General features: G+C 58.4%; 20 protein-coding genes. 3 read left to right on the top strand and 17 right to left on the bottom strand.

What is annotated here, in order from left to right; genetic code table 11:
* Positions 1-25: 25 nt before the first annotated feature.
* A complete protein-coding gene (locus tag DLM86_RS16705) occupies positions 26-790 on the bottom strand; it encodes a transporter substrate-binding domain-containing protein (protein WP_110841190.1) in 765 nt (254 codons plus the stop codon).
* A 219-nt stretch (positions 791-1,009) separates the two neighbouring features.
* Here DLM86_RS16705 and DLM86_RS16700 point away from each other — a divergent pair, with 219 nt between their 5' ends.
* Positions 1,010-1,459, top strand: a complete 450-nt coding sequence (locus DLM86_RS16700; protein ID WP_158289509.1) for a NanQ anomerase/TabA/YiaL family protein — start codon at positions 1,010-1,012, stop codon at positions 1,457-1,459.
* Positions 1,460-1,735: 276 nt separating this feature from the next.
* On the opposite strand, the gene DLM86_RS16695 is transcribed toward DLM86_RS16700, so the two are convergent.
* From DLM86_RS16695 to DLM86_RS16685, 3 genes are all read right to left on the bottom strand, one after another.
* Positions 1,736-2,584, bottom strand: coding sequence for a DMT family transporter (locus DLM86_RS16695; protein WP_110841188.1), 849 nt, complete (start codon positions 2,582-2,584; stop codon positions 1,736-1,738).
* Between the two features lie 373 nt (positions 2,585-2,957).
* The gene (locus tag DLM86_RS16690; protein WP_110841187.1) at positions 2,958-3,707 is read right to left on the bottom strand and encodes an HAD family hydrolase; all 750 of its coding nucleotides are present in this window, start codon (positions 3,705-3,707) and stop codon (positions 2,958-2,960) included.
* Positions 3,704-4,984 (bottom strand): adenylosuccinate synthase, encoded by a 1,281-nt coding sequence (locus DLM86_RS16685; RefSeq protein WP_110841186.1) that lies wholly within the window; start codon positions 4,982-4,984, stop codon positions 3,704-3,706. Before DLM86_RS16685 ends, DLM86_RS16690 begins: the two co-directional genes overlap by 4 nt.
* A 114-nt stretch (positions 4,985-5,098) precedes the next feature.
* Between DLM86_RS16685 and DLM86_RS16680 the strand changes: the two genes are divergently transcribed.
* Both DLM86_RS16680 and DLM86_RS16675 read left to right on the top strand, forming a co-directional pair.
* Positions 5,099-5,977: a LysR family transcriptional regulator gene (locus tag DLM86_RS16680; RefSeq protein ID WP_110841185.1), complete on the top strand. Its 879-nt coding sequence runs from the start codon at positions 5,099-5,101 to the stop codon at positions 5,975-5,977.
* 81 nt (positions 5,978-6,058) lie between these two features.
* Positions 6,059-7,690, top strand: coding sequence for a catalase (locus DLM86_RS16675; RefSeq protein WP_110841184.1), 1,632 nt, complete (start codon positions 6,059-6,061; stop codon positions 7,688-7,690).
* 168 nt (positions 7,691-7,858) lie between these two features.
* Here DLM86_RS16675 and DLM86_RS16670 read toward each other — a convergent pair whose 3' ends face one another.
* From DLM86_RS16670 to DLM86_RS16610, 13 genes are all read right to left on the bottom strand, one after another.
* Positions 7,859-8,395, bottom strand: coding sequence for a cupin domain-containing protein (locus DLM86_RS16670; protein ID WP_110841183.1), 537 nt, complete (start codon positions 8,393-8,395; stop codon positions 7,859-7,861).
* Between the two features lie 20 nt (positions 8,396-8,415).
* Positions 8,416-8,919, bottom strand: coding sequence for a hypothetical protein (locus tag DLM86_RS16665; protein WP_110841182.1), 504 nt, complete (start codon positions 8,917-8,919; stop codon positions 8,416-8,418).
* Between the two features lie 152 nt (positions 8,920-9,071).
* Positions 9,072-9,761 carry a response regulator transcription factor gene (locus tag DLM86_RS16660; protein WP_110841181.1) on the bottom strand — a complete coding sequence of 230 codons (690 nt, stop codon included), beginning with the start codon at positions 9,759-9,761 and terminating at the stop codon, positions 9,072-9,074.
* 11 nt (positions 9,762-9,772) lie between these two features.
* On the bottom strand, positions 9,773-10,858 hold the full coding sequence (locus tag DLM86_RS16655; RefSeq protein ID WP_110841180.1) for a sensor histidine kinase: 1,086 nt from the start codon (positions 10,856-10,858) through the stop codon (positions 9,773-9,775).
* A 54-nt stretch (positions 10,859-10,912) separates the two neighbouring features.
* Positions 10,913-11,815 carry a phosphotransferase family protein gene (locus DLM86_RS16650; protein ID WP_110841179.1) on the bottom strand — a complete coding sequence of 301 codons (903 nt, stop codon included), beginning with the start codon at positions 11,813-11,815 and terminating at the stop codon, positions 10,913-10,915.
* 232 nt (positions 11,816-12,047) lie between these two features.
* Entirely contained in the window at positions 12,048-12,485 is a 438-nt protein-coding gene (locus tag DLM86_RS16645; protein ID WP_110841178.1) for an Hsp20/alpha crystallin family protein, read from the bottom strand.
* Between the two features lie 248 nt (positions 12,486-12,733).
* A complete protein-coding gene (locus DLM86_RS16640; RefSeq protein ID WP_110841368.1) occupies positions 12,734-14,788 on the bottom strand; it encodes an ABC transporter ATP-binding protein in 2,055 nt (684 codons plus the stop codon).
* A gap of 37 nt (positions 14,789-14,825) precedes the next feature.
* Positions 14,826-16,586 carry an ABC transporter ATP-binding protein gene (locus DLM86_RS16635; RefSeq protein WP_110841177.1) on the bottom strand — a complete coding sequence of 587 codons (1,761 nt, stop codon included), beginning with the start codon at positions 16,584-16,586 and terminating at the stop codon, positions 14,826-14,828.
* A 389-nt stretch (positions 16,587-16,975) separates the two neighbouring features.
* Entirely contained in the window at positions 16,976-17,455 is a 480-nt protein-coding gene (locus tag DLM86_RS16630) for a MarR family winged helix-turn-helix transcriptional regulator (RefSeq protein ID WP_110841176.1), read from the bottom strand.
* Positions 17,456-17,516: 61 nt separating this feature from the next.
* Entirely contained in the window at positions 17,517-18,533 is a 1,017-nt protein-coding gene (locus tag DLM86_RS16625; protein ID WP_110841175.1) for a glycoside hydrolase family 113 protein, read from the bottom strand.
* Between the two features lie 317 nt (positions 18,534-18,850).
* A complete protein-coding gene (locus DLM86_RS16620) occupies positions 18,851-19,696 on the bottom strand; it encodes a GNAT family N-acetyltransferase (RefSeq protein ID WP_110841174.1) in 846 nt (281 codons plus the stop codon).
* A 200-nt stretch (positions 19,697-19,896) separates the two neighbouring features.
* On the bottom strand, positions 19,897-20,757 hold the full coding sequence (locus DLM86_RS16615) for an isochorismatase family protein (RefSeq protein ID WP_110841173.1): 861 nt from the start codon (positions 20,755-20,757) through the stop codon (positions 19,897-19,899).
* Positions 20,758-21,156: 399 nt separating this feature from the next.
* Positions 21,157-23,295 (bottom strand): bacterio-opsin activator, encoded by a 2,139-nt coding sequence (locus DLM86_RS16610; RefSeq protein ID WP_110841172.1) that lies wholly within the window; start codon positions 23,293-23,295, stop codon positions 21,157-21,159.
* Positions 23,296-23,362: the final 67 nt, after the last annotated feature.

Raw genomic sequence — 23,362 nt, 5'->3', positions numbered from 1 at the left:
TTCCGTTCGTATGCGCGCGACCGGGTTATTGTCCCGGCAGCTTGTTCGGCTTGCCGCCGAACCATTTCGCGTACAGCGTTTCATACGTCCCGTTTTTGACCACCTGCTCGATCGCGCCGTTGATGGGGCCGATATGCTTGTTCTTTTTCGGAGCGGCGATCGCGTAGCTTTCCTTGTTCAACGGCTCCCCGACGATTTTCACTTTGTCCTGCCCGCGGCCTTGCACGTATTCGCGGGCGTTGCGCTCGTCGAAAATGACGCAGTCCACCCGCTTGGACGCGAGCGCCGCATACGCCTCGTCGATGTCGGGGTACCCGACGACCTCCTTCGGCGTCCCGAGTCCGCCCGCGTACGTATAAGCGGTGGAGCCGAGCTTCGTTGCGACCGTCTTTCCTTTCAGATCGTCCTTGCCGCCGATGTCCGTATTGTCTTGGGCGGTCAGCATGACCAAGCCCGTTTGGAAGTACGGGTCCGAGAACGCCAGATTGTCTTTGCGAGCCTTGTTCACGGTCATCCCCGCGACGACAAGATCGACTTTGCCGGATTGCAGCGCTTGGGACAATTCGCCCTGACCCATCGGCACGAGCTCGTATTTCATGCCGGCCTTTTTCGCGATCGCGTCCCACAGCTCCACCTCGAAGCCTTTGTTCTCGCCGTTTTCCGTATACGTGAACGGACGGAAATTGTTCTCGATGCCGACCTTGACCGTCTGATCCCGCCCGCACGCGGACAGCGTCAACGCCGCCGCCAGCATGCCGATGCCGACGCCTCGGCGTATGGTACGTTTCATGAATGGTTCCTCCCTGCTTTTGCCAACCGTTCGTTCGCCTGTATTGTGCGTCGGCCGCCGTTCCGTTATTCACGCCTTTCCCGGCAGGAGCGCGCACCGTATCCGGACAACGGGTCGCCCCGCGAAATCGTCTTTACATTCCGGCTCCCAGCCACTACAATGAACTCGAAACCGGCATGCGTCCTGCGCACGCTACTATGTCCAATGGGAGAGATCGAATTGATACTGGATTCCATCGCCAATCTCGGCCAATACGCCGGGCTGCACCCCCGCTTCAAGCAAGCGGTCGAGTTTTTGAACGGACAAGACGTCGGCCGGCTCGAGCCGGGCAAATACGAAATCGACGGCGCCCGCCTGTACGCGATCGTGCAGGAATACGAGACGAAGCCGCGGGAGCAGGGCGTCTGGGAAGCGCACCGGCGGTATTACGACATCCAGTGCATCGTGCGCGGGCGGGAGACGTGCGGCTACGCGCCGATCGGTTCGGCCGAGGTCGCGAAGGCGTACGACGGCGACTCCGACTACGCATTGTTTGCGGCGGACGGCACGTTTTTCGAGCTGCGCGAAGGGTTTTTCGCCTTTTTCGCACCGCAGGACGTCCATATGCCGGGCATCGCCGTCGATGGACCGGCGCCGGTGAAGAAGATCGTCATCAAAGTGGAAATTTGACGATAAGACGGTTCGTGCCGGTGGGGATGGGCCGGACAAAAAAGACGAATGCAAAACAACGAGCACCTGAAGGCCGGGTGCCCGAAGCTTGGTGAAGCCCTCGTCCTTCCGGGACGACGGGTTTCTTTGTTTTTAACGAAGAATGGAATTTTGAAGGAACGGACCGGGCTTCGTACCGCTGACACTATAAGCAAACCTGCCACCGACCGAATCCACCTGTGACGTTGACAGCGATAACAAGCATGCACGTGTCCGAAGGAATAATGTTTGCTTAAACTACCCCCAAATACCAAGAATAATGACTCCAACGGTAATTAAAAAGGAGGTGAGTATGCGCCTTGTTCCTTGTTTTTCTCGAAGAATGAAGATGCCCATCACCGTTCCGAAGACAGTCCCTATCTCCCTCATTGGAGCAAGTTGTGCTACTGGTGCGAACGACAGGGCGAATAAAAAGAGCAAGTACCCTCCCGGTGCGATAATTCCGCCGAGCAGCATGATTTTCCAGTTTGCTTTTAGTTCGTTGCGTATTCCGCCCGAAGTAAATGTCGCCCATGAAAGGGCCAATAGGTTTCCAATGTTAGTCGCTTCGTTTAATACAACTGCCGATACATAATTTAGGGCGACTTTATCCACGACGATGTAGCCAGCAATACATGTTCCCACCGCTAATGCCAAGAGAGGTGCTTTTGATGATGACGGTTCATTGCGTTTGAACTTTATATTACTCACCAAAGCAATTCCTAGAACAATCGAAATAACGCCGCACCATCCCCCGGCAGTTAATTGCTCACCAAGTAAAGTCACTCCGAGCAAGGGTACTAATAATGGGCTTGTGCCCCTCATAATGGGATAAACCTGCGACAGGTCTCCCACGGTGTACGTCGCCGCGAGTAGTATAACATACAGTCCGTGCAGGATCATGGATGCAGCGACTACCAGTAAGCCTGTTCCAGCCAGTTGACTGCTGTCCCATTCAAAGATCGTCCAAGGTAAATATAGGATGATGGCGACAAGCTGACAAAACCAAAGGAAAACATTTTTATTAAGACTTTTCTTTGTATACAGGTTCCATATCGAATGGAGGAAGCCTGAACCAAGCACCAGTACAATCGCTATACCGAACATTCCATCACCTGCTCACTTTTAAAATCAGTTAATTCAACATTTTATCACCCGCATCCTAATATTGGTACGGCATACTCGACGAAGATAACCGCTAAAAAATCTGACCTTTTGTTTTTATTCGGCACCGGGCGGGGTATAGTTAGACCCATAAGCTCGTACAGCCTAGTAAAAGAGCCGCCCTACCTTGTGGGGCGGCTCTTTCCGCGCAGGAACCGAGTGCGCGATGCAGCAAAGGGGAATGCCGGTCTTAAAATCTGCTCGTGCCGAGGAGTTACCAAGTTAAACAAGCAGCACGAGCGGCGAATCAGAAATTAGAAGGATTTGTAACGGACCGAGTCGTCCGAATCAACCGCGCCGTTGCCCCTCGGCCGTTTCACGACAGCAGCAGCCGCAGTACCTCCAACGGCTCGCGCACCGTCTCGGCCAGCGCCGGATCGGGCACCGGATCGCCTCGCCGGTTGAGCCAAATGCGGCGGCGGATGCCCGCACCGGCCGCGCCGACGATGTCCGTCTCCCACAGGTCGCCGATCATGACGGCTTCGTCCGCCCGTGCGCCGCAGCGCGCAAGCGCCGCCTCGAAGATGCGCCGGTCCGGCTTGGCGGCTCCGGCTTGCTCGGAGGCGACCAGCGCGTCGATCGCTCCGGCGAGGCCGATCCGCTCCAGCTTCGCCGCCTGCACGGCCGCAAAGCCGTTCGTGACGACCGCCGCGCGCCAGCCGGCACGCCTCAGCTCCGCCAGCAGCTTCGCCGCTCCGGGAATCGCCCGCGCCGAGCGCTCGTACGCCTTCACGTAGAGGGCGGCCGCCTCCTCCGTCCGCTCCCGGCTCGCCCGGACGCCGCAAGCCTCGAACAGAAGGGCGATCCGTTCGAGGCGGCTTTGCGCCATGCCGACGCGCCCTTGCAGAACGTCCCCGTACCGCCCGTTCAGATGCCGCCAAAAGATCGCCTCCAGCTCCTCCGTCGGCAATCGCCGCAGCGCCGGGTACCGCTCCTTCATCGCCTCGATGCCCTGCCTGCACGAATAGGCGTGATCGAACAGCGTCTCGTCCAAGTCGAACAGCGCGCAGCTCGTTCGCCGCACGCCGTCCTCCTTCCCGCCCCGCTCCATCGCGGCCGCCTTCATCGCTCGAACAGCTGCTCCCGGCGCGGGCCGACGGATACTTGCCGGATCGGCACGCCGATGAGCTCCTCCAGCCGCCGCACATACGACTGCGCCTCGGCCGGAAGGTCGTCGAACGAGCGCACGTCGGAAATTTCGGTTTTCCATCCCGGCATCGTCTCGAGCACCGGCTGCGCCGTCTCCAGACGCGCTCCCGCCGGGAAGCGGCCGGATACCTCGCCGTCGGCCGTCCGGTACGCGACGCAAACCGGGATGCGGTCGAGATAGCCGAGCACGTCGAGGTTCGTCAGCGCGATTTCGGTCGCGCCCTGCACCATCGCCCCGTAGCGCGTCGCTACCGCATCGAACCAGCCGACGCGCCGCGGCCGTCCCGTCGTCGCGCCGTATTCGCCGGCGTCGCCGCCGCGCTTGCGCAGCTCCTCGGCTTCGTCGCCATGCAGCTCGCTGACGAACGGACCGGCGCCGACGCAGCTCGAGTACGCCTTCGTCACCGCGATGACGCGATCAATCGCGTACGGCGGCAAGCCGGCACCGACCGTCGCGAAGCCGGCCAGCGTCGACGACGACGTCGAGTACGGGTAGATGCCGTGGTCCGGATCGCGCAGCGCGCCGAGCTGGCCTTCGACGAGAATGCGCCGGCCGTTCCGCCACGCCTCCTGCAGCAGCTCCGTCGTGTCGCATACGTACGGCTCGAGCCGCTCCGCGTCGCGAAGCAGCTCCTCCGCGATCGCCGAGGCGTCGATTTCCGGCTTGCCGTACAAGTGGCGAAGCAGCACGTTTTTCGCTTCGACGCCCGCTTGCAGCCGATCGAGCAGCCGGTTGCAGTCGAACAAATCGGCGACCTGCACGCCGAGCTTCAAGTATTTGTCCGAGTAAAACGGCGCGATCCCTTTTTTCGTCGACCCGAACTGCCTCGCCCCGAGCCGCTCCTCCTCCAGCCCGTCGAACAGCCGATGGTACGGCAAAACGAGCTGCGCCCGCTCGGACAGCTTCACCTCCGGCGTCGGGACGCCTCTCTGCGCCAATTCGTCCAGCTCCGCGAAAAAGTCTCCGGCGTGAAACGCCACGCCCGGCCCGATCACATTGACCGTCCCCGGCCGGCACACGCCCGACGGCAGCAAATGCAGCGCGAATTTGCCGTATTCGTTTATGATCGTATGCCCCGCGTTGCTTCCTCCCTGAAAACGAACGACGACCTCCGACCGCCCCGCTAAGGCGTCCGTTATTTTCCCTTTGCCCTCGTCTCCCCAATTCGCTCCGACTATCGCCGTAACCGGCATCGATGATCCGCTCCTTTTCGACGTTGTGTTCGTCTTGCAATACCGATTATAATGGCGGTATCGTTATAAATAAAATGACAATAACTAATCTCAGCTATAAAAGGAATTGATATCGTGATCGAAAATATGGAATGGTATCGCGCCTTTTACGAGGTCGCGCAGACGGGCAGCTTTTCCAAGGCGGCGGACAATATGTTCGTTACGCAGCCTGCGGTCAGCCACGCGATCAAACGGCTGGAGGAGCGTCTCGGCGGTCCGCTGTTTTTCCGCACGCCGCGGGGCGTGAAGCTTACGGCCGAAGGCGAGACGCTGCTGAAGTTCGTCTCCCAGGCGCACCACTTCCTCGAGAACGGGGAGAAAAAAATCGCCGAAATGCGCAACCTGATGGCGGGCGAAGTGAAGATCGGCGCGGGTGACACGCTGTGCCGCTACTACTTGCTGCCGCATCTCGAATCGTTCCATCGGCGCTATCCGGACGTGAAAATCCAGGTGACGAACCGGACGACGCGAGAGACGATCGCACTCCTCAAAGAAGGGCGGATCGACTTCGGCATCGTCAACCTGCCGCTCGACGACCGCCAGCTGCGCATCCGCGAAAGCCTGACGCTGCACGACTGCTTCGTCGTCGGGGGGAGCCGCGCCGACGAGGCGGGCCGGGCCCGGTCATGGGACGAGCTGGCCGGACTGCCGCTGCTGCTGCTGGAGCGCGGAAGCAGCATTCGCCGTTACGTCGACGCGTTCGCCGAACGCCAAGGCGTCCGCATCCGGCCGGAGATCGAGCTCGGCAGCATCGAGCTGCTCGTCCAATTCGCGCGCATCGGCCTCGGCGCCGCCTGCGTCATCCGCGAGTTCGTCGCGCCGGAGCTCGCCGACGGCACACTGGCCGAGCTGCCGCTCGATCCCCCCTTGCCGCCGCGAAGCGTCGGCCTCGTCACGCTTCGCGACGTCCCGCTCTCCGCAGCGGCCCAGCGGCTGCTGGAGCTGCTGCCTTGACCGGCTCACGTGCATAATCCGGCTCCTCTCGGCAAAAAATGGTGCTATTGCCATTTCATCGCCCCAAGGAGGCTCACTTTCATGAATTCGGATCAGACGCACGGCACGCACGTTTCGGGAACCGGCGGCCCGGCGGACTCGCGCCTCGGCACCGGTGAGAACGACATGACGCTCACGAACCGCCAAGGCCACCCCATCTCCGACAACCAAAACATACGGACGGTCGGGAGCCGCGGACCTTCGACGCTGGAAAACTACCATTTTCTCGAGAAAATATCGCACTTCGACCGGGAGCGCATCCCCGAGCGGGTCGTCCACGCGCGCGGCGCCGGCGCCCACGGCTACTTCGAGGCGTACGGCAAAGTCGGCGACGAGCCGGTATCCCGGTACACCCGGGCGAAGCTGTTCCAGGAAGCCGGCAAACGGACGCCGGTGTTCGTCCGGTTCTCGACCGTCGTTCACGGCGGCCATTCGCCGGAGACGCTGCGCGACCCGCGCGGCTTCGCGGTGAAGTTTTACACCGAGGACGGCAACTGGGACCTCGTCGGCAACAACCTGAAAATCTTTTTCATTCGCGATCCGCTAAAGTTTCCCGACATGGTGCATGCGTTCCGGCCCGATCCGGTAACCGGCCTGTCCGATCCGGAGCGGATGTTCGACTTCGTCTCCAATTCGCCGGAAGCGACGCACATGATTACGTTTCTGTTCTCCCCGTGGGGGATTCCCGCCAACTACCGGCAAATGCAGGGCTCCGGCGTCAACACGTACAAATGGGTCAATGCGGAAGGTCAGGCCGTCCTCGTGAAGTACCATTGGGAGCCGGTCCGCGTCCCGATCAAAAACTTGACCAAGCGGGAAGCCGAGCAAATCCAAGGCAAAAACTACAGCCATGCGACCCAGGACTTGTACGAGGCGATCGAGCGCGGCGACTATCCGGAATGGGAGCTGTTCGTCCAAATCATGAGCGACGACGAGCACCCCGAGCTCGATTACGACCCGCTCGACCCGACGAAGCTGTGGGACCGCGACAAGTTCCCGTTCCTTCCCGTCGGCAAGATGGTGCTGAACAAAAACCCGGAAAACTATTTCGCCGAAGTGGAGCAGGCGGCGTTCGGCACCGGCGTCCTCGTCGACGGGCTCGACTTCTCCGACGACAAGCTGCTGCAGGGAAGGACGTTCTCGTATTCGGACACGCAGCGGTACCGCGTCGGCACGAATTATTTGCAGCTGCCGATCAACGCGCCGAAAAAACGCGTGGCGACGAACCAGCGCGACGGGCAAATGACGTATTTCGTCGACCGCGCGCCGGGGCAAAGCCCGCACGTCAACTACGAGCCGTCGTCGATCGGCGGGCTGCGGGAGGCGACGCCGGCCGGGCGAGAGCATGAGCCCGCCTATGACGCGAAGCTCGTCCGCAGCCGGATCGAGCGGACGAACGACTTCAAGCAGGCCGGCGAGACGTACCGCAGCTTCGAGGATTGGGAGCGCGACGAGCTGATCGCCAACTTGACCGACGCGCTGCGCGTATGCCGGCCGGACATTCGCGACCGCATGATCGGCTACTTCACGGAGGCCGATCCCGAGTACGGGCGCCGGGTGGCGGAGTCGCTGGCGAAGGCCGCCTCGGCGGCCGACGGGCGGATAGGCTCGCCGTCCGGGCAGCAGGGCGTCGAGATGGCCGACGAGATGGGCCGGACGACGGACGGCTATTGAGCCGGGCGTCGGTCCGGGGCGGCGACGGGCAGACGGCGCGCCGATACGAGCACCTCATTTCCGCCCGATCGGCGCAACACCGCCCGCAGCGCGTCCATCCAGCCCCACGCAAAAAAGCAGTCTTATCGACTGCTTTCGAGCGGTTTCGGTAAGTTCATCCGGAGACCGTTACATGCGGTACCCGATCGCAGCCGCGATCTTGGCCAACCCCCCCAGAGCGATGCGCTGCATCCATCTGGGGGGCCCTTCGATATATCCGTCCATCGTTTTCCAAAGAAGCCCCAGCCACAGCGGATTGCTCGGAATCCCTTTGGCGTTCAGCTTCCCCTCGGCTTCAAGCTTGTGCAATAGCTTGAACATGCTCCAGTGCAGGCCGGGCGGGCGAACTTCGTGCATGACGCGCAATAGGGGCGCGCCCTCCTTCCATGCCTGGTGAACCTGCTCGGGTTCAATCCGGACCGACTCCCCGGGTCCGGCAACGATTGTCTTCCCATCGATCAGGAAGCGCATGTTCCCTTCGACAATCGAAAACGTTTCTTGAAGGATCGGATGCGAATGCGGTCCATTCATGGCGCCCGGGCGAACGATCGCATGCTCCAATCGCAAATACTCTCCTTCGCGATCCGTGCCGTAGTGTTGAAGCGTAACCGCGTTTCCGTCCGCGAAGGTCAAGGTTTGGCCGATTGCTTGGTGCAGATCCTGCATGACGCATCACCTCTCGGGCATTATACTTCTGATTTCGGTTCGCTCTGACGGAAAACATTTAAAAATCCCATGAAGATGAAAATCGATCCGGCCGCATTGCACAATAAGCGGAACCAATGGACGATAATAAATTCGTTATAAGCTTGCTGCAGAACATCCGCGGAATGCACGGCCGCTCCTTCGATAAACATGATTTCATTTCGCGGCCATTCCCAAATGACCGAGGCCGCCCCTTCCGCGAACATCATGAGTACGCTCAAGACGATCCACATCCGCGCGTTCTTCCGGCGCCAGCTGAACAGAACGGCGATAATGCCCGTTACCCAGCTGATGAACCCCAGCGGCGGAAAATAAGTGTGAGGACTTGCGACCTTCATGAAATCCATCGCGGTTTCCAGCGAGTTCGGAATATCGTGAAAAATATTCGGGTACACCATAAAGGTGTTCAGCAGCATGGAGCCTAACAAAATCCACTGCACCCAAAGGTGCGACGTGACGGTCAAAATCGGAAGCTTTATTTTCATGAATCGGTTCCTCCTTGGACTTGGCTATGGTCGGTCTGACAGCTCTTATCATAACGGCCAGTTGTTGAAAAACTATTTTGCATTTCTTAAGCCATTCTTAAATAAAAAAAGCCCCGAGCTAAGAAATATCCGCTCCAAGGCCAATGGAAACCTTATTCTTTTCTGAAACGGTACCCGACGCCCCAAATCGTCTCGATATATTGGGGGTTGGACGGATCCTCTTCGATCTTTTCACGAATTTTTCGGATGTGAACGGTGATGGTCGAGCTGTCGCCGACGGAATCCGCCGACCAAATCCGTTCAAACAGATGATCTTTACTGAACACCCTATTGGGATTGGATACCAGGAAGACGAGAAGCTCATATTCTTTGGCCGTCAACGTTCGTTCGACTCCTTGGACGAACACGCGGCGGGAACGAGTGTCTACCGTCAGCTCGCCGATTTTGATCACATGGCGATCGCCGTCCCTTTGGATAAGGCGATTATATCGGGCGATATGCGCTTTTACGCGGGCAACCAGCTCGTTAGGGTTGAACGGCTTCACGATGTAGTCGTCCGCGCCGCGATCAAACCCGCGAATTTTATCGATATCCTCATGTTTCGCGGTAACGATCAATATCGGAACGTCGACGTCTTTCCGAATTTTTTTGCAAAGCTCGAGGCCGTCGATTCCCGGAAGCATGAGATCCAGCAGAATGAGGTCATACGCGTGAGACAGCGCTTTCTGCAAGCCTTCTTCTCCGGTAAGCGCGATGCTGCTTTCGATCCCGTAAGACTCCAAGTAGTCTCGCTCCAGTTCGGCGATGTGCCGCTCGTCCTCAATAATTAATATTTTCGGCATACCGTGCTCCCTCATCTCCCGGGTTTATTCAGACGGAAAAAAATCGTCGTACCGGACCCGATTTCGCTTGCCGCCCCTATCTGTCCGCCATGAGCTTCGATGATTTGCTTGGCAATGGCCATCCCGAGTCCGCTTCCGCCGGTCGACGAGTTCCGGGCGGCATCCGCCCGGTAAAAGCTGTCAAAGATGTGCGGCAAGGACTCCGCGGAAATTCCGCTCCCATTATCCTCTACCTCGACCCTTACTTGACCGGGCTCGGAGCTCAGCCTGACCTCGATCACCTTTGGTTGCTTGTCCATATACTTCAGACTGTTTTGAACGATATTTTCCACGACCCGCCTTACTTGAGTCCGGTCCGCCATGACGACATACGATTCGTCGCGGTTGTATTTGAAAATCGTTTGTCCCCCGTCCGGTTCGAACGTATAGCGCAGCTCTTCCAAGTAGTCCGCCAAAAACGGCCGCAGATCGACTTCCTCGAGCACCATCGGCACCTTTTGGAGATCAAGCTTGGAGTACAAAAACAGCTCGTCGATCATCTTCTCCATCGCGCCGGCGTTCATATAAATAATTCGGGCATAGTGCTCCACCTTATCGGGCGAATGGGCCACGCCATCCATAATCCCCCGCGCATATCCTTTGATCGAGGTCATCGGCGTCCGCAGGTCATGCGAAATGCTGGCGATCAGCTCCTTGCGATTTTCCTCGTACTTGGACTGAAGCTCCTTGGCTTCCAGCAATTTGCCCCGCATGCGCTCGAAGAGGGACGCGAGCTCGCCGAGCTCGTCGTTGCTGCTTGCCGTTAAGGAAAACGCCAAATTGCCCTGCGCGATCTCCTTTGCCGCCTTGGTGAGCATCCCGACCTGCCGCAGGATGCTTCTGGAAACAACCGTCGTGATGATCGCGTTTGAAACCGTTATGGCAACAAGCAAGCCCGTCACCCGGATCGTCGTAAACAGCTGAAGGTCCGCTTGAAAGTTGCGCTCCAGCGCGTAGAACAAAATATACCCGGCGATGAACTCGATCAATAGAAACATGGCGAAGGGAACGACGATCATGGCAATATTGGACAGAATCAATTTCTTCTTAATAGACATCCGGCACCGCCCCATGGTAGTCATCCGAACATTCGACGAGGAGCGACTTCGTCCTTATGCGCGATTCATCCGCGCATCCTCTTCGAGTATGTCTAATCCTTCGGAAACCCATCCCTTCTCCCCGGACCGTATTCCTTCCAACAGGTAGCCGACTTGGTCGAACGTAACCAAGAATGAAACTTTTTCGATGCGTGCATCCGGATCGACCTGTCCTCTATAAGCCATCACTTGGCGGGTAAACGTCTCGCCGCAATCCTCCAAGAGGTACACGTAATCGCAATCGGGATCACCTATCGCCGCATCGCCGAAATCGATCACGCCCGTTAATTCGGTCATTGCGGGATCCATCAAGTAGTGATCGGGCGACAAGTCGCCATGGATCAATGCCGGTGTATACGAACCGTATTCCGGGTTTTGCAAATACGTTTGAAAACGAAGGGAGAGATAGGTTTGTAGGGGCTCTTGAAGCAGCGGGAATACCTCTTTCTTCGCGGATTCCATCAGCCGTACGATCTCGTCCTGCAGGTTTCGAACCGGTACTCCGGCCTGAATGGCCGTCTCGACAGGAAATGCGCTCAAGGCGTCCATGAAGTCCGCCAGTCGACGGGCGAGTCCGTCCTTTCCTTTATCGGTGAGCGAGGACATCCCGTCTTCCCCCACTATTTCGCCCGGAACTTTCCGATAGCCGACAAATGGGCGACCGTCGCTTTGCCGTCCGACATATTGAAATTGGGGGATGCCGACTTGCAGCCGGTCGGCCAGCAGCGGCAGCAGCCGTATTTCTTTGAGCAGTTCATCGGCACCTTGCTGACTTTTGGGAAAACGAAAAACCCATTCTCCGTTGACGAGAGCCGCCTCATTCCTGAAACCTTCGCCTAGCGATTCCAATGTTTGAATGCGCAGATCCGGAAACTGATCCGCGATCGCCGCTTTTACAAGATGGAGTTCCTTTCGCATCCTATAGGTCTCCCCTTAACCATCGTATCGTGAGACGGGATTGCCGCTCAATCCAATTTCGATCATGGAACGGTTGTTCGGCACGACCGCTCCTAAGAGATGTCGTAAAAAAATTATAACGTTGCCGCTGTCTTGCCGCAAATCGCTTGTTTTTACGTTGCCAGAAACGAAGCGAGGGTGCCCTCGGCCATGCTCATGGCTTTCGGGACACCCTCGTTTTCGCGTACGCCGCTCAGTGAAAATCGATATCGATTTTTTTGCGCGGAGGCGGCTGCAGCTTCGCCATCCGAATTTCGAGCACGCCGTTCCGGTACGACGCCTTCACGTTGTCGTCGTCGACCGCGGCCGGCAGCTCCACAGACCGTTGAAACCGGCCGTAAAACCGCTCCTGGCGGTGCATCCGCTCCTCCTGCACCTCATGCGTCCGCGTAAGCGTCCCGGACACGGTCAGGACGTTGCCCCGCACGTCGATGTCGACGTCCTCCTTCTTCTCGAGACCGGGCAGGTCGCACGTGGCGACGACCTCCGTATCGGTCTCGTAGACGTCGATCCGGTGCGCACCGAATTGCTGCTCCCCTCGGACGAACGCGGGAAAATCGTTGAACAGCCGGTCCAAATCCCGCTTAAAGCCGTCCAAATTGCGGAACGACTCGTAAGGAATCAAAGGCATGGCGTTATTCCTCCTCGGTACGTATCGTCTGCGCGTCGCGCCGCGCGTCGCCACCGCACAAGCGCCTCCCGTAGCCGGGACGCGTCATGGTCCGCCCACAGTCCGGTTATCCGCGCGGTACGATCGGGCGCGACCGCAGCCTGCATGGATAGTTTCCCAAATCGTCCCTCCGCCTATACAGCCGCCAGTCTCTCTACCGCCGGTCTGCAAAAAAAGAGGGAGAGCCCGTCTCCCCGCCACCGGTTTCGTCAACCGGCCGCGGTAGGCGTCAGCTCTCCCTGCTGGATTTGATACATCTGATAATATTTCCCCCCGCGCCGCATCAGCTCGTCGTGATTCCCCCGTTCGACGATTTCGCCCCGGTCGAGAACGAGGATCAGGTCGGCGCTCTTGATCGTCGACAGCCGGTGCGCGATGACGAACGTCGTGCGTCCCTTCTTCACGACCTCGAGCGCGTTCTGGATGAGCGCCTCCGTCTCCGTGTCGATGTTCGACGTCGCCTCGTCGAGGATGAGAATCGCCGGGTCGAAGGCGAGCGCCCGGGCGAACGAGATCAGCTGCCGCTGCCCCGCGGACAGCGTGCTCCCCTTCTCGATGACCGGCTCGTCGATCCCTTTCTCCAAATGCTTCAGCAGCCGGTCGGCTCCGACGTCGGCGAGCGCCTTCTCGATCCGCTCGCGCGTAATGGCGGGATCGTCCAGCGATACGTTGGAAGCGATCGTCCCGGTGAACAGGAACGGATCCTGCAGCACGATGCCCATATGATCGCGCAGCGTCTGTCTCGGCATGCCGCGAATGTCCGCTCCGTCGATCGTAATCGTGCCTCGCTCCGCGTCGTAAAACCGGAACAGCAGGTTCAGAATCGAGCTTTTGCCCGAGCCGGTATGGCCGACGAGCGCTACCGTCTGCCCCCGCTTCGCCTCGAAGCTGATGCCTTTCAGCACGTGTTCGCCTTCCTTGTAGGCGAACCAGACGTCGTCGAACTTGACGTTGCCCTCGAACCGTTTCATTCGGCGGTCCGATACGTCTTCCCCGCTCTCGTCGAGCAGCACGAACACCCGCTCCGCGGAGACGAGCGCCGTTTCCAGGTTCGGCAGCTGGTTGACGATGTTGACGATCGGGTTGAACAGCCGGTTCAAATAATCGACGAACGCGTACAGGACGCCGAGCGTGACGAACGCTCCCGTATCGCTCAGCGACGCGCCGCCGAAGTACCAGATCAGCGCGACGAAGGCGACGTTGCGGATGACGCCGACGAGGTTGTGGCCGGTCAGCGAGTTCAGGCTGAGCAGCTTGTTGCGGTAGTTGAACAGCTTCGAATTGACCGTTTCGAATTCCGCCTCGATTTTCCGCTCTCCCCGAAACGCCTGAATGACCGGCATTCCTTGGATCGACTCGTTGACCATCCCGTTAATTTCGCCGACGGCCGCGCGGATCGTCCGGTTGTACCGCTTCGCCTTCCGTCCGTACACGTAAACCCAGACCGCCATCGCCGGCAAGACGAACAGGCAAATGCCGGCCAGCTGCGGGTCGAGAATGAACAGCGCCGTATAAATGCCCGCCATATAAATCGCGCCGGTAAAAAAGTTGGCCAGCACCGTCACGTACAGCTCGCGGATCGTCTCCGTGTCGTTCGTCACCCGCGAGACGACTTTGCCGGCCGGCAAATCGTCGAAGTAGCGCACCGGCATCCGGTTCAGCTGGCCGAACACGTCCGTCCGCATGTTGCGCACGATCCGGTTCGCCGACGACTGCAAGTAATAGCGCTGCCCGTACGAGAACATCGCCGAGACGACGAGCAAGCCGAAGTACAACCAGCATAGCCGGACGAGGCCGCCCACCTCCGGTCGGAAGAAGGCGAAGACGTCCGCGGCCGACAGCTTGCGCGCGGTATACGACCGGCTGTCCGTTCCCGCCTCGACGACGAGCTCGCCCTGCTCCGTCACGCGGCGGGAGCCGTCGAACGCGATCGGTCCCGGCACGAAGTAAAAGCCGGAGCCGACCTGCAGGACGCGCACTTCGGCGCCCTTCGGCTCGCCTTCCGCGAACCGGTCCCCCCGCTTGTAGCGCACCCCGTCGAATTCGACGACGCCCGGCCCGCCCGCTTCCGTCCGGTACCACGGCCGCTCGATGCCGGACACGTGCTCGTCGATCATCCGCTTCGCCACGAACGGCCCGGCGAGCTCCGAGCCGACGGCGACGGCCAGCATGAGCAGCGCGAGAAGCAGCTGCGCCTTGAAGCCGAGCGCGTACCGAAGCAGCCTCGCGATCGTCTGGCCTTTGCTGCCCGCCGACCGGTCCATCTCGAGATCGTAATGTTCCGTTTCCTGACTCATGCCGTCACCCGCTTTCGCTTTCTCGTTTCGTTTCCAGCTGCTGCACGTCGTACTGCTCCTTGTACCAGCCGCCCAGCTTCATCAGCTGCTCGTGCGTCCCCTGCTCCGCGATGCGCCCTTCGTCCAGCACGACGATCCAATCGGCATGCTGAATCGCCGACAGCCGGTGCGTGGCGATGAGCGTCGTCTTCCCGGCACGCGCGGAACGGATATTGGCGACGATTTCCGCCTCCGTCCGCGCATCGACGGCGGACATCGCGTCGTCGAGCATCAGGATCGGCGGATCGGCGACGAGCGCCCGCGCGATCGAGACGCGCTGCTTTTGGCCGCCGGACAGCGATACCCCTTTCTCGCCGACCATCGTCTCGAGCCCCTCCGGCAAAAACGTCATGTCTTTGCGCAGCGCCGAAGCGGCGATCGCCCGATCGAGCAGCTCGTCGGGGACGGCCCCGTCCCGGCTGCCGAACGCGATGTTCGCGCGCACCGTCCGCGAGAACAGGAAATGCTGCTGCGGCACGTAGCCGTACCACGACTTGAGCCGGTCCGGCGCGATGCGCTCGATCGGCACGCCGGAGACGGCTACCGTCCCTTTCCCCGGAGGATATTCCCGCAGCAACTGCTTGATCAGCGTCGTCTTGCCGCTGCCGGTCCGGCCCGCGATGCCGAGCGTCATGCCGGGCTCGAGCACAATCGTGACGTCGCGCAAGTTGTCGACCGGCGAGGACGGATACCGGAACGTCACGTTCCGGAACTCGATCCGGCCGGGAGACTCGACGTCGACCGGCGACTCGGGCTCGGCGACGTCCGGCTTGTAGCCGAGCGTCGCGCCGACCCGGTCGAGCGAGGCGTTGCCGCGCTGCATAATGTTGATCAGCTCGCCGATCGCGAACATCGGCCAGATGAGCATCCCCAAGTAGACGTTGAACGAGACGAGGCCGCCGATCGTCAGCTCGCTTTGGTAGACGAGGTAGGCACCGTAGCCGATGCCGATTAGGTAGCTGGCGCCGGTGACGATTTTCATTGTCGGCTCGAACAGGGCGTCGATGCGGACGACGGCCAAGTTTTTGTTCAGCACGTCTTTCGTCACGTCGGCGAACCGCTTCTCCGCGGCCCGCTCCTGCACATAGGCGCGGATGACGCGAATGCCGGATATCGTCTCGAGCACGCCGTCGTTCATCCGGCCGAACGCGTCCTGCGCGTCCATGAACCGGCTGTGGATCCATTTGCCGTACAGGCTGACCATGATCGCCATGATCGGCAGCGGCAGGATGGCGGCCAGCGTCAGCTTCCACGACACGAACACGGTCATCGTCACGAGCAGCGTCGCCATCCACAGCGTCGAATCGAGAAGCGTCAAGATGCCGAATCCCGCCGTCTGCGACACCGCCTGCAGGTCGTTCGTGGCGAGCGCCATCAAGTCGCCGGTCCGGTTCCGTTCGTAAAACGTCGGCGTCATTTTCAGAAAATGCCGCATGAGCCGCGAGCGCATCATCTTCTCGACCACGAAGGCGCCCCCGAACAGTTTGTACTGCCACAAGTAGTTGATCGCGTACGCGACGGCCGTGATGCCGACGAGAAGCAGCAGCGTCGTCGTCAGCTTCTCCCAGGTCAAGCCGTCCAGCTGGATGGCGTCGATCGATTTGCCGACGATCATCGGGGGGACGATTTCCAGAACCCCCGACACGATCAGCAGCACGACGGCGATGGCGTACCGTTTCCGCTCCAGCCTGAAAAACCATCCGAGCTTTTGCAGCACCGTAAGCATGGCTCTCTCTCTCCTCTCTATGTACAAAAAAACACACCGCCCGCGGGCGGTGTGTCTGCTTCTCGTTCAAGAAAGCACGCGCCACGCGGTTGGCGTGACTGCGCCTGGATGCCGTTTCGGACGCCGAAAACCGCGTTACCGGTCCCGTGTCGAATCCCCGTCCCCCAAGGAAGTCGCGCCATATTCGATGATGCTCGGAAACGTACCCCGGCGGCTTGCGCGATGGCGCACTTCAATCATCGACATAACGGTCACTCCCTTCGGCAGTTTTTTACGGATAATGGTAACGTACCACGCCCCCGTTTCCGGTGTCAATCGGTCTTCGGATGAAAAAACGGTTAAAACGATGTTTGCGGGATTCGGGCGGGAACCGGTATCCGAAAACCAAGTTAGTCGCTTAAGCTCCGGATATACTTTTCCCGTTGCTGGAGCATATAGTCCGAAGCTTTCTTCATCGTTTCGGCGAAACGCAGGCTTTCTTCCTCACCCAAATGTTGCACGAGACCGACGAACATGGCAAGACGCGCCTCATGGATAAGCCGGATATACGCTTTGCCTTTATCCGAAAGACGGATTCGGACAATTCGCCGATCGGCGGGATCGGCATGACGTTGGACGAGCTCCTGAGCTTCCAGACTATTGATATGCTGCGTTACCGTCGGCGAAGTAACATTCAGCTTTTCGCTTATTTCCGAAACCATCAGCCCCGGACTGTCGTCCTTTTCGTTCGTGCTGATGAAGTGGAGAACCATGATCTCGCCCGGCTTTTTGTTGAATATCGAACGATTCTGCATCGCATTTCCGCTGACCTGCGACTGGAAGTACGATTCCATCAGCCGTTCCGCGATTTTGTTCAGCTTATCCGCCAATCCGCTCACTCCTCGAATACGAATGCATCGAACTTTTCCTTGCTGTGTTCATCCGTTCGATCTAAGACTCCAAGGCGGCATATCGCGCCGCGATGGTGCGAAATACCTCCTTGGGCTCCCAAGGCATGTCGGGGTAAGTCGTGCCGCGGCCCTCTTTCAGTACCCGCACGATCCCGTAAGACGATCGATCGAAGTCGCGATCGGGGTCTTCGTCGTAAGGCAGATTGTAGCTGGCAAACGTGCACCAAAATGCCGTGTCGACTCCGGCTTCCTCGAATAGGTCGACGCTTTCGTTGAAGTATCGGCTCTGTTCGGACTCATCGCGCTCGTAGCGGCCCGTCAGTCGAACGGCACGCGCCCCCTCCCACTCGACGACGGTTCCCCGTGCACCCAGTCCGCCCGCCCCCTTGAAGGTCGTACATCCGAACTCGGATATCGCCAGAGGCTTATCCGAGCGGGCCAGCTTCTTGATGGCATCCGCATAGAGATGGGCGATGTCGGCGGATTTGTAGGCATCTAGAGCGATGAAATCGAAAGGCTGCCAGTTGACGGGCTCGGTAGGCAGAGCCGCGTATGTGACGCGCCCCCCGAACCGGGCTCGCACTATGTCTACGGCGCGCTGCAGGAAGTCGTTGAGAGGCGTGGATAGTCCCGCAAGGGCGGCACGGAAAACCGCCGGATCGGACAAAATCGCGAGGCGCTCCTCCAGCGTTTCGCCGGGCAGGAAGCCGCGGGTAAAGAGCATGAGCTCGGCCCCCGTTACCATGACTACCTCCGCCCCCGCAGCTCGGAGACGTTCGGCGCGGTCGGCGCAATCCGCTAGCAGGGCAAGCAGCTCGTCTTGGCCAAGATCGTTCGTGAACGGCGAGAACCATACCTCCAGGCCCGCTGCCGCCGCCGCTTGAGCGGCGGCCTCCAGACGTTCGGGCTCGCCGCCCGTCACTCGTACGGCCGTGCAATGCAGGTCGCTCCGTATTATTTCCATCTCCCTGCGCACTCTCTCCGCATCAAAATCGGGGTGAGTACTCGTTCCTTCGCTTAGAAATCCCGTGTCATAGGTCAACCCGCGCGCACGCATACCAAATCGACTCCTTTCGTTTTTCCATACATAGCTCAAAAAAATAATTAGGTAACCAAATAAATTAGTAACCTAATTATATGCAAAGAAGTGCAGACGGTCAACAAAACGGTTAGTCGACGGAAGTTGCCCAAACATGAAAAATGGGTTACACCCCTCGGATTTGGACCGTTCGGGGATAACCCATCGTATCGTTTTATCGTTTATTTCAAGTCGGACGACCGAGGGAGTCGATATGCGATAGCGGCGACCTCCGCTCTAGGGATGTACGCTTTTTCGGAGCCAGCGAACTAATATATCCGTTAGTTGAAAATAATTCATTTCCCATGTCTGCTCGGTTCATGAAACATTGGGGTATAGACTGAACAAAACAAATTGTATTTTCTATCCTCTATAAATCCTAGTTTTTGTGCCATTCGAAAGGAGGGCACGTTCTGAGTATCGCAAGTCCAATTCGGTAGTACACCTCGACTCAAACAATCCCGAATGAAATTCCTCGCAAGCTGAAAACCAAGCCCCCGACCACGCGCAGATTTATTCACTTGGATGGAGAGCTCCGCCAACCCACCCCCAAGAAATGCGGCATTACACAGTCCCATCACACTGCCATCTGATGACAAAGCGATCCATCCAACATCATGCTGCAAATAATTTTCTGCACTTCCCCAAAGACCTTCTATCTCCCTGCGCAACCATTCATGCGACTGAAGCGTTGCTGCATTTATTCGAAACATGTCTTTGTTGGTTTCGATTGGTCCTAGAGCTTCGAAGACGTGTCTGTCAAATTTAAATTGTGTCCTGCCGATACGAAATACCTTATAACCGAATATGCGAAAAATGATTTGATCCCATGTTTCGGAGGCCGTTGACCAGAATAATCTAAAGCTACCGGAAGAAACATTTGAAAAAAAATGTTCTTTCATCGTAGCAACGAATCCTTCGATAAATTCCTTATCGACAGCGTGGCCAATCAAACGCCCCCCGATGAAATCGCTGGACATTACAGCGGCACACCGAGGATGATCTTGGTTGTCTACAAAGACGATTCCATCAATCGTTTCTTCTAAAATGGAGAGCGGATGGGGCGTAAACACCGATTCCATTCCAGAGAATAACCCCTTAACAACATGATACTGATCTCTTTCCATGCGAACAAAGGACATTTAGGACTCCTCCATTGGAGAGATTCTTCCTTTAGCTACATTGTCACAATACGGACCATTTTTTCAAAGAAATAAGGCAGCAGCGGCCGCGCGTAGTCCGTTCCCTGGCCCGCCGTTGTTTTCACCCTAACCCAATTGCCGTGAAGCTGTTGTCCCTGTCATCCCTCCGTCAGATGTACCGTCGAATTTGGAGCAAGGCATTATAATTGCTCGAACGATTGCCTCAAATCGTCTGATAAAATCGAATACCCCCATAATTTCTCAATCTGTTCGATGGCTACTTTAGTACGCCACAACCCTTTTACTGTTTCAGCCGATTCATAGGTTGTTGTGCAATCCCGAACGATATTAGTCATGTAGCCGTGTGAATGCATATTTCGAATGCCGTAAGAGCTGTTAATGACACATTCGTCTGTCTCGAATCCCATATAAAAAAGGACTCTAATACCTCTACTCCGCAAAAGGCGTTCGAATTGTTCTTTGGAGTAAATGAGCAGATCTCCATCTTGTGGCTCGACTTCAATCGGTATCTTGATTTGATCGTATACACGTCCTTGCTCATTCATCCACCGGACATTGAAAACATCGTCTCTATGTTTGGCCTTCCAGTCTTCCCTCCATTCGAATTCGGGAAAAGAAGCTGAGTTTTCTTCCATGCCGGCCACGCGGGAATCCTGAAGTGCGTTCAATCGAGCCCGTTCTTCCTCGGTTGTCGATACGTACCACTGGGGATATTGGTTCAAAAACATAGGATGATTGCAATGGAAAATCTGAATGCCCTGTTGCCGCAGTGAACGTACTACTGGCGTTATTTTATTCTGAATGATCTCTTTCTTTCTTAGTGCATGGGAGATACCTCTTTCCGTACTTAACTCCCAGCCCAAGGAATCAACGACAGGACCGTCCTCCCATCCAAAATTCCACAGATCGACGAGAGCAATTCCAATCTCTTCACATCGAAAAGTGAAGCGGGATGACGAACGTACAAAGCTTGCTTCCGAATATGGTACGCCGGGGCGCGGCGATCTGGGGGTGAATTCCAGGTCCATCGTAACATCCATAACCAACACCTCCTGAAACGATTTTCGTTACAACAGTGGAAAATCCTTCAAGCCTCTTTCATCGTTCAAAAAAAATGGACCCTTCCGTTCCTCTGAAACGGATGTCCATATAAGGTCTATAACACTATACCTCCGATTAATTCTATGTTACCCTCAGTTCTCAAGAACTCAGGCACGTGTAAATGCTGCAGCCAATACAGCTCCCGTTAGCCGCCGACGATGCCCGGAATATCGTGATCGGATGGAAAGGCCGCAAGCTGGGACTTGGGCTGTAACCGGTCCGGCCGTTCGGCCTCCCCCCGCTTGCTAATCAACGCATCGGCAAACTCGGTTTCGCAGCAGCTTCAGCAGCGGGGCCTTTCGGTATTTTGCACATGCCTCCCACGATTGCCGCTTGCCTTAACCGGCCTCGTTGCTCCGTTCCGTCAACGATAGTGCAAGCACATGAGCCAAATGGCTCACCGCCTGCCGCGAATGCCGGTAAAATGTCGTGCGGCTCATATGGAACGCCTCCGCCAGCTCGTTCTTGTTCAGCTCCTTGTGCAGAAAGCTGTCCCGCAATATCCGCTGCTCGAGCCCGGTCAACGGAAACGGCGGAGGCTCGGCGGTCAGGATCGCCTGCACGTGCGCTTGCAAGCCAGCCCCTGGTATGCGCAGCCGCCGGACGACGGGCAACCGCTCCAACGCATCAACGTCGAACAGATGCCGAAGAATTTGTCTCGCCTCGTCCGTCTCGACCTTCGCTTCCGCCCCGTTCCCAGACCGGAAATCCCGCTCTCGGTCGTTCCGTTCGTTCATCCAATCCGGCCCCGTCTGCCGGATGAACGCTTGAACCCAACGGTCGAACATACTTTGTCGGAAATCCAACTCCCACCGGGTCAATTCGACCTCCGCCGCACCGGCGGGGCGAATCTTGTCCTTTTCCTCAAAGCCCAGCATCGAGAAAAGGCCGTTCAGCTTCGGGTCGGCCGACACCATGATGCCCCGCCAGCCGCTTGTCATCTCGATCAGCCACCGCTGCATGAGCAGGGCGCCCAGCTCTTCCGGGCCGTACAGGGACTGGCCGACGTCGACGGCGGCCAGCAGCACGCATAAGGTGTCCGCCGATTCCGGGGGGACATGGCGCAGACGCTCCCCTTCTTCCCCGAGCATCGGGAGAAGCGACGGCGCGTATCGCTCCAGCAGCGGTACGGTCGAAGCATGAAGCCGGAATCCGGCGCAAAATCCGAGCGGCCTTCCTCCCTCGTCGCGCACGATGCAGATTCCTTCCGGACTATGTCCGGCGATTTCGTCCAGAACGTCGTGGCAATCCTCCGCCCGGACCAGCTCCGAGTGCCAGTCGGATCGAGCGAGCGAATCGGCCAGAAACCGATGCAGGCAGGGCAGATCCTCCGGTCGATACGGCTCGGTCTCTCCCGGCCGCAGAACGGACGAGAAGTCGGCGTAAGCGTGGGCGGAGGGCAGAAATTCGCGATACAGCTCGAGCACGTGGGCCGCGATGCGCATGCGCGTCCGCCGATCCGCCTCGCGGAACCGGTCGGCCAGCAGCCGCAGCGTCCTGTGGCGCAGCGCTCGGAATTGCTCCGGGTGGCGGCTGCTGTAATCGTCCCGCAGCAGGCGGGATACCACTTGGTGCAGCGACAAACCCCAGGGCGTTGCACGGACGAACGATAATGTCCCCAGCTCCTGGAAGGCGGACGCATCGATCGGCTCGTCCAGCAAATGGTTTAACGTCGACGGATCGGCCGCCGGCAGCAGCGACAGCACCGCTAGCGCGCGGTGGAGCGGAGGCGAGGCCGCTTCCCGAAGCCACTCGGCGGTCAGCATGGCCGGAATTTCATTCAGTCCTTGCCGGGACTCCCCCTCCCTGGATCGCAGCAGATCGACGGTCAGGGCGAGAAGCATGGGATGGCCATCCGTCTTCCGGGCGATCTCCGTCTGCACGCCGGGCTCCAAGCCGCTTTCGCGCAAGTAGGCCACCACGTCCTCCCGCGCATGCAGCCCAAGCGGGAACGACTCGATCCGCCCGCCCCAATACGGATTCGCTCGCCATTTGGCGGACAGGCCGCTGCGCGACGCGATGACGAGGAGCACGCCGGCCGAAGGAAGCAGCGGCAGGAAGCTGGACAGGAGCCAGCCCTCCAGCCAATCGAGGCGCTCGCCGTTATCCAGGAGCAGCACGGTCCGCTGCCGGGACAGCTCCGATATGACATAAGGCAGAAGAGCGGTCTGCGGCGCTCTGAATCTGCCGTATTCGCTTTCCAGACCCATTTCCAGACCGGACAAAAATGCGGCCGGCGCGGACGGCTCGTTCAATCCGTCCAGCCATAGCGTAAGCGCGGACGAACGTCTCGACCGTTGCGCCATCTCGATGAGCAGCGTCGTTTTGCCGATGCCCCCGATGCCGGATACGGAAAACAGCTTCGTCTCCGCGTGGGGATCCGCCAGCCACCGCTCCAGCCGATCCAATTCCCGGTTCAAGCCGATGACGCGCCGGCGGGAAGGGAGGTTGTTGCCGGGTGTCGATATCGATTCCATCCTGCACGCTTCTTTCCGTACGGTAAAGTTGAAACAAATATGAAACACGAATCCTTATTTTCTTATA

This window comes from Paenibacillus flagellatus, assembly GCF_003217775.1.
GTDB lineage: Bacteria > Bacillota > Bacilli > Paenibacillales > NBRC-103111 > Paenibacillus_AB > Paenibacillus_AB flagellatus.
This window is presented reverse-complemented; position numbering and strand designations above follow the sequence as displayed.

Excerpts from the sequence above, each read along its gene's own strand:
- DLM86_RS16705 (WP_110841190.1), bottom strand. The coding sequence starts at position 790 with ATGAAACGTACCATACGCCGAGGCGTCGGCATCGGCATGCTGGCGGCG.
- DLM86_RS16695 (WP_110841188.1), bottom strand. The coding sequence starts at position 2,584 with ATGTTCGGTATAGCGATTGTACTGGTGCTTGGTTCAGGCTTCCTCCAT.
- DLM86_RS16690 (WP_110841187.1), bottom strand. The coding sequence starts at position 3,707 with ATGAAGGCGGCCGCGATGGAGCGGGGCGGGAAGGAGGACGGCGTGCGG.
- DLM86_RS16685 (WP_110841186.1), bottom strand. The coding sequence starts at position 4,984 with ATGCCGGTTACGGCGATAGTCGGAGCGAATTGGGGAGACGAGGGCAAA.
- DLM86_RS16675 (WP_110841184.1), top strand. The coding sequence starts at position 6,059 with ATGAATTCGGATCAGACGCACGGCACGCACGTTTCGGGAACCGGCGGC.
- DLM86_RS16670 (WP_110841183.1), bottom strand. The coding sequence starts at position 8,395 with ATGCAGGATCTGCACCAAGCAATCGGCCAAACCTTGACCTTCGCGGAC.
- DLM86_RS16665 (WP_110841182.1), bottom strand. The coding sequence starts at position 8,919 with ATGAAAATAAAGCTTCCGATTTTGACCGTCACGTCGCACCTTTGGGTG.
- DLM86_RS16660 (WP_110841181.1), bottom strand. The coding sequence starts at position 9,761 with ATGCCGAAAATATTAATTATTGAGGACGAGCGGCACATCGCCGAACTG.
- DLM86_RS16655 (WP_110841180.1), bottom strand. The coding sequence starts at position 10,858 with ATGTCTATTAAGAAGAAATTGATTCTGTCCAATATTGCCATGATCGTC.
- DLM86_RS16650 (WP_110841179.1), bottom strand. The coding sequence starts at position 11,815 with ATGCGAAAGGAACTCCATCTTGTAAAAGCGGCGATCGCGGATCAGTTT.
- DLM86_RS16645 (WP_110841178.1), bottom strand. The coding sequence starts at position 12,485 with ATGCCTTTGATTCCTTACGAGTCGTTCCGCAATTTGGACGGCTTTAAG.
- DLM86_RS16640 (WP_110841368.1), bottom strand. The coding sequence starts at position 14,788 with ATGGACCGGTCGGCGGGCAGCAAAGGCCAGACGATCGCGAGGCTGCTT.
- DLM86_RS16635 (WP_110841177.1), bottom strand. The coding sequence starts at position 16,586 with ATGCTTACGGTGCTGCAAAAGCTCGGATGGTTTTTCAGGCTGGAGCGG.
- DLM86_RS16625 (WP_110841175.1), bottom strand. The coding sequence starts at position 18,533 with ATGCGTGCGCGCGGGTTGACCTATGACACGGGATTTCTAAGCGAAGGA.
- DLM86_RS16620 (WP_110841174.1), bottom strand. The coding sequence starts at position 19,696 with ATGTCCTTTGTTCGCATGGAAAGAGATCAGTATCATGTTGTTAAGGGG.
- DLM86_RS16615 (WP_110841173.1), bottom strand. The coding sequence starts at position 20,757 with ATGGATGTTACGATGGACCTGGAATTCACCCCCAGATCGCCGCGCCCC.
- DLM86_RS16610 (WP_110841172.1), bottom strand. The coding sequence starts at position 23,295 with ATGGAATCGATATCGACACCCGGCAACAACCTCCCTTCCCGCCGGCGC.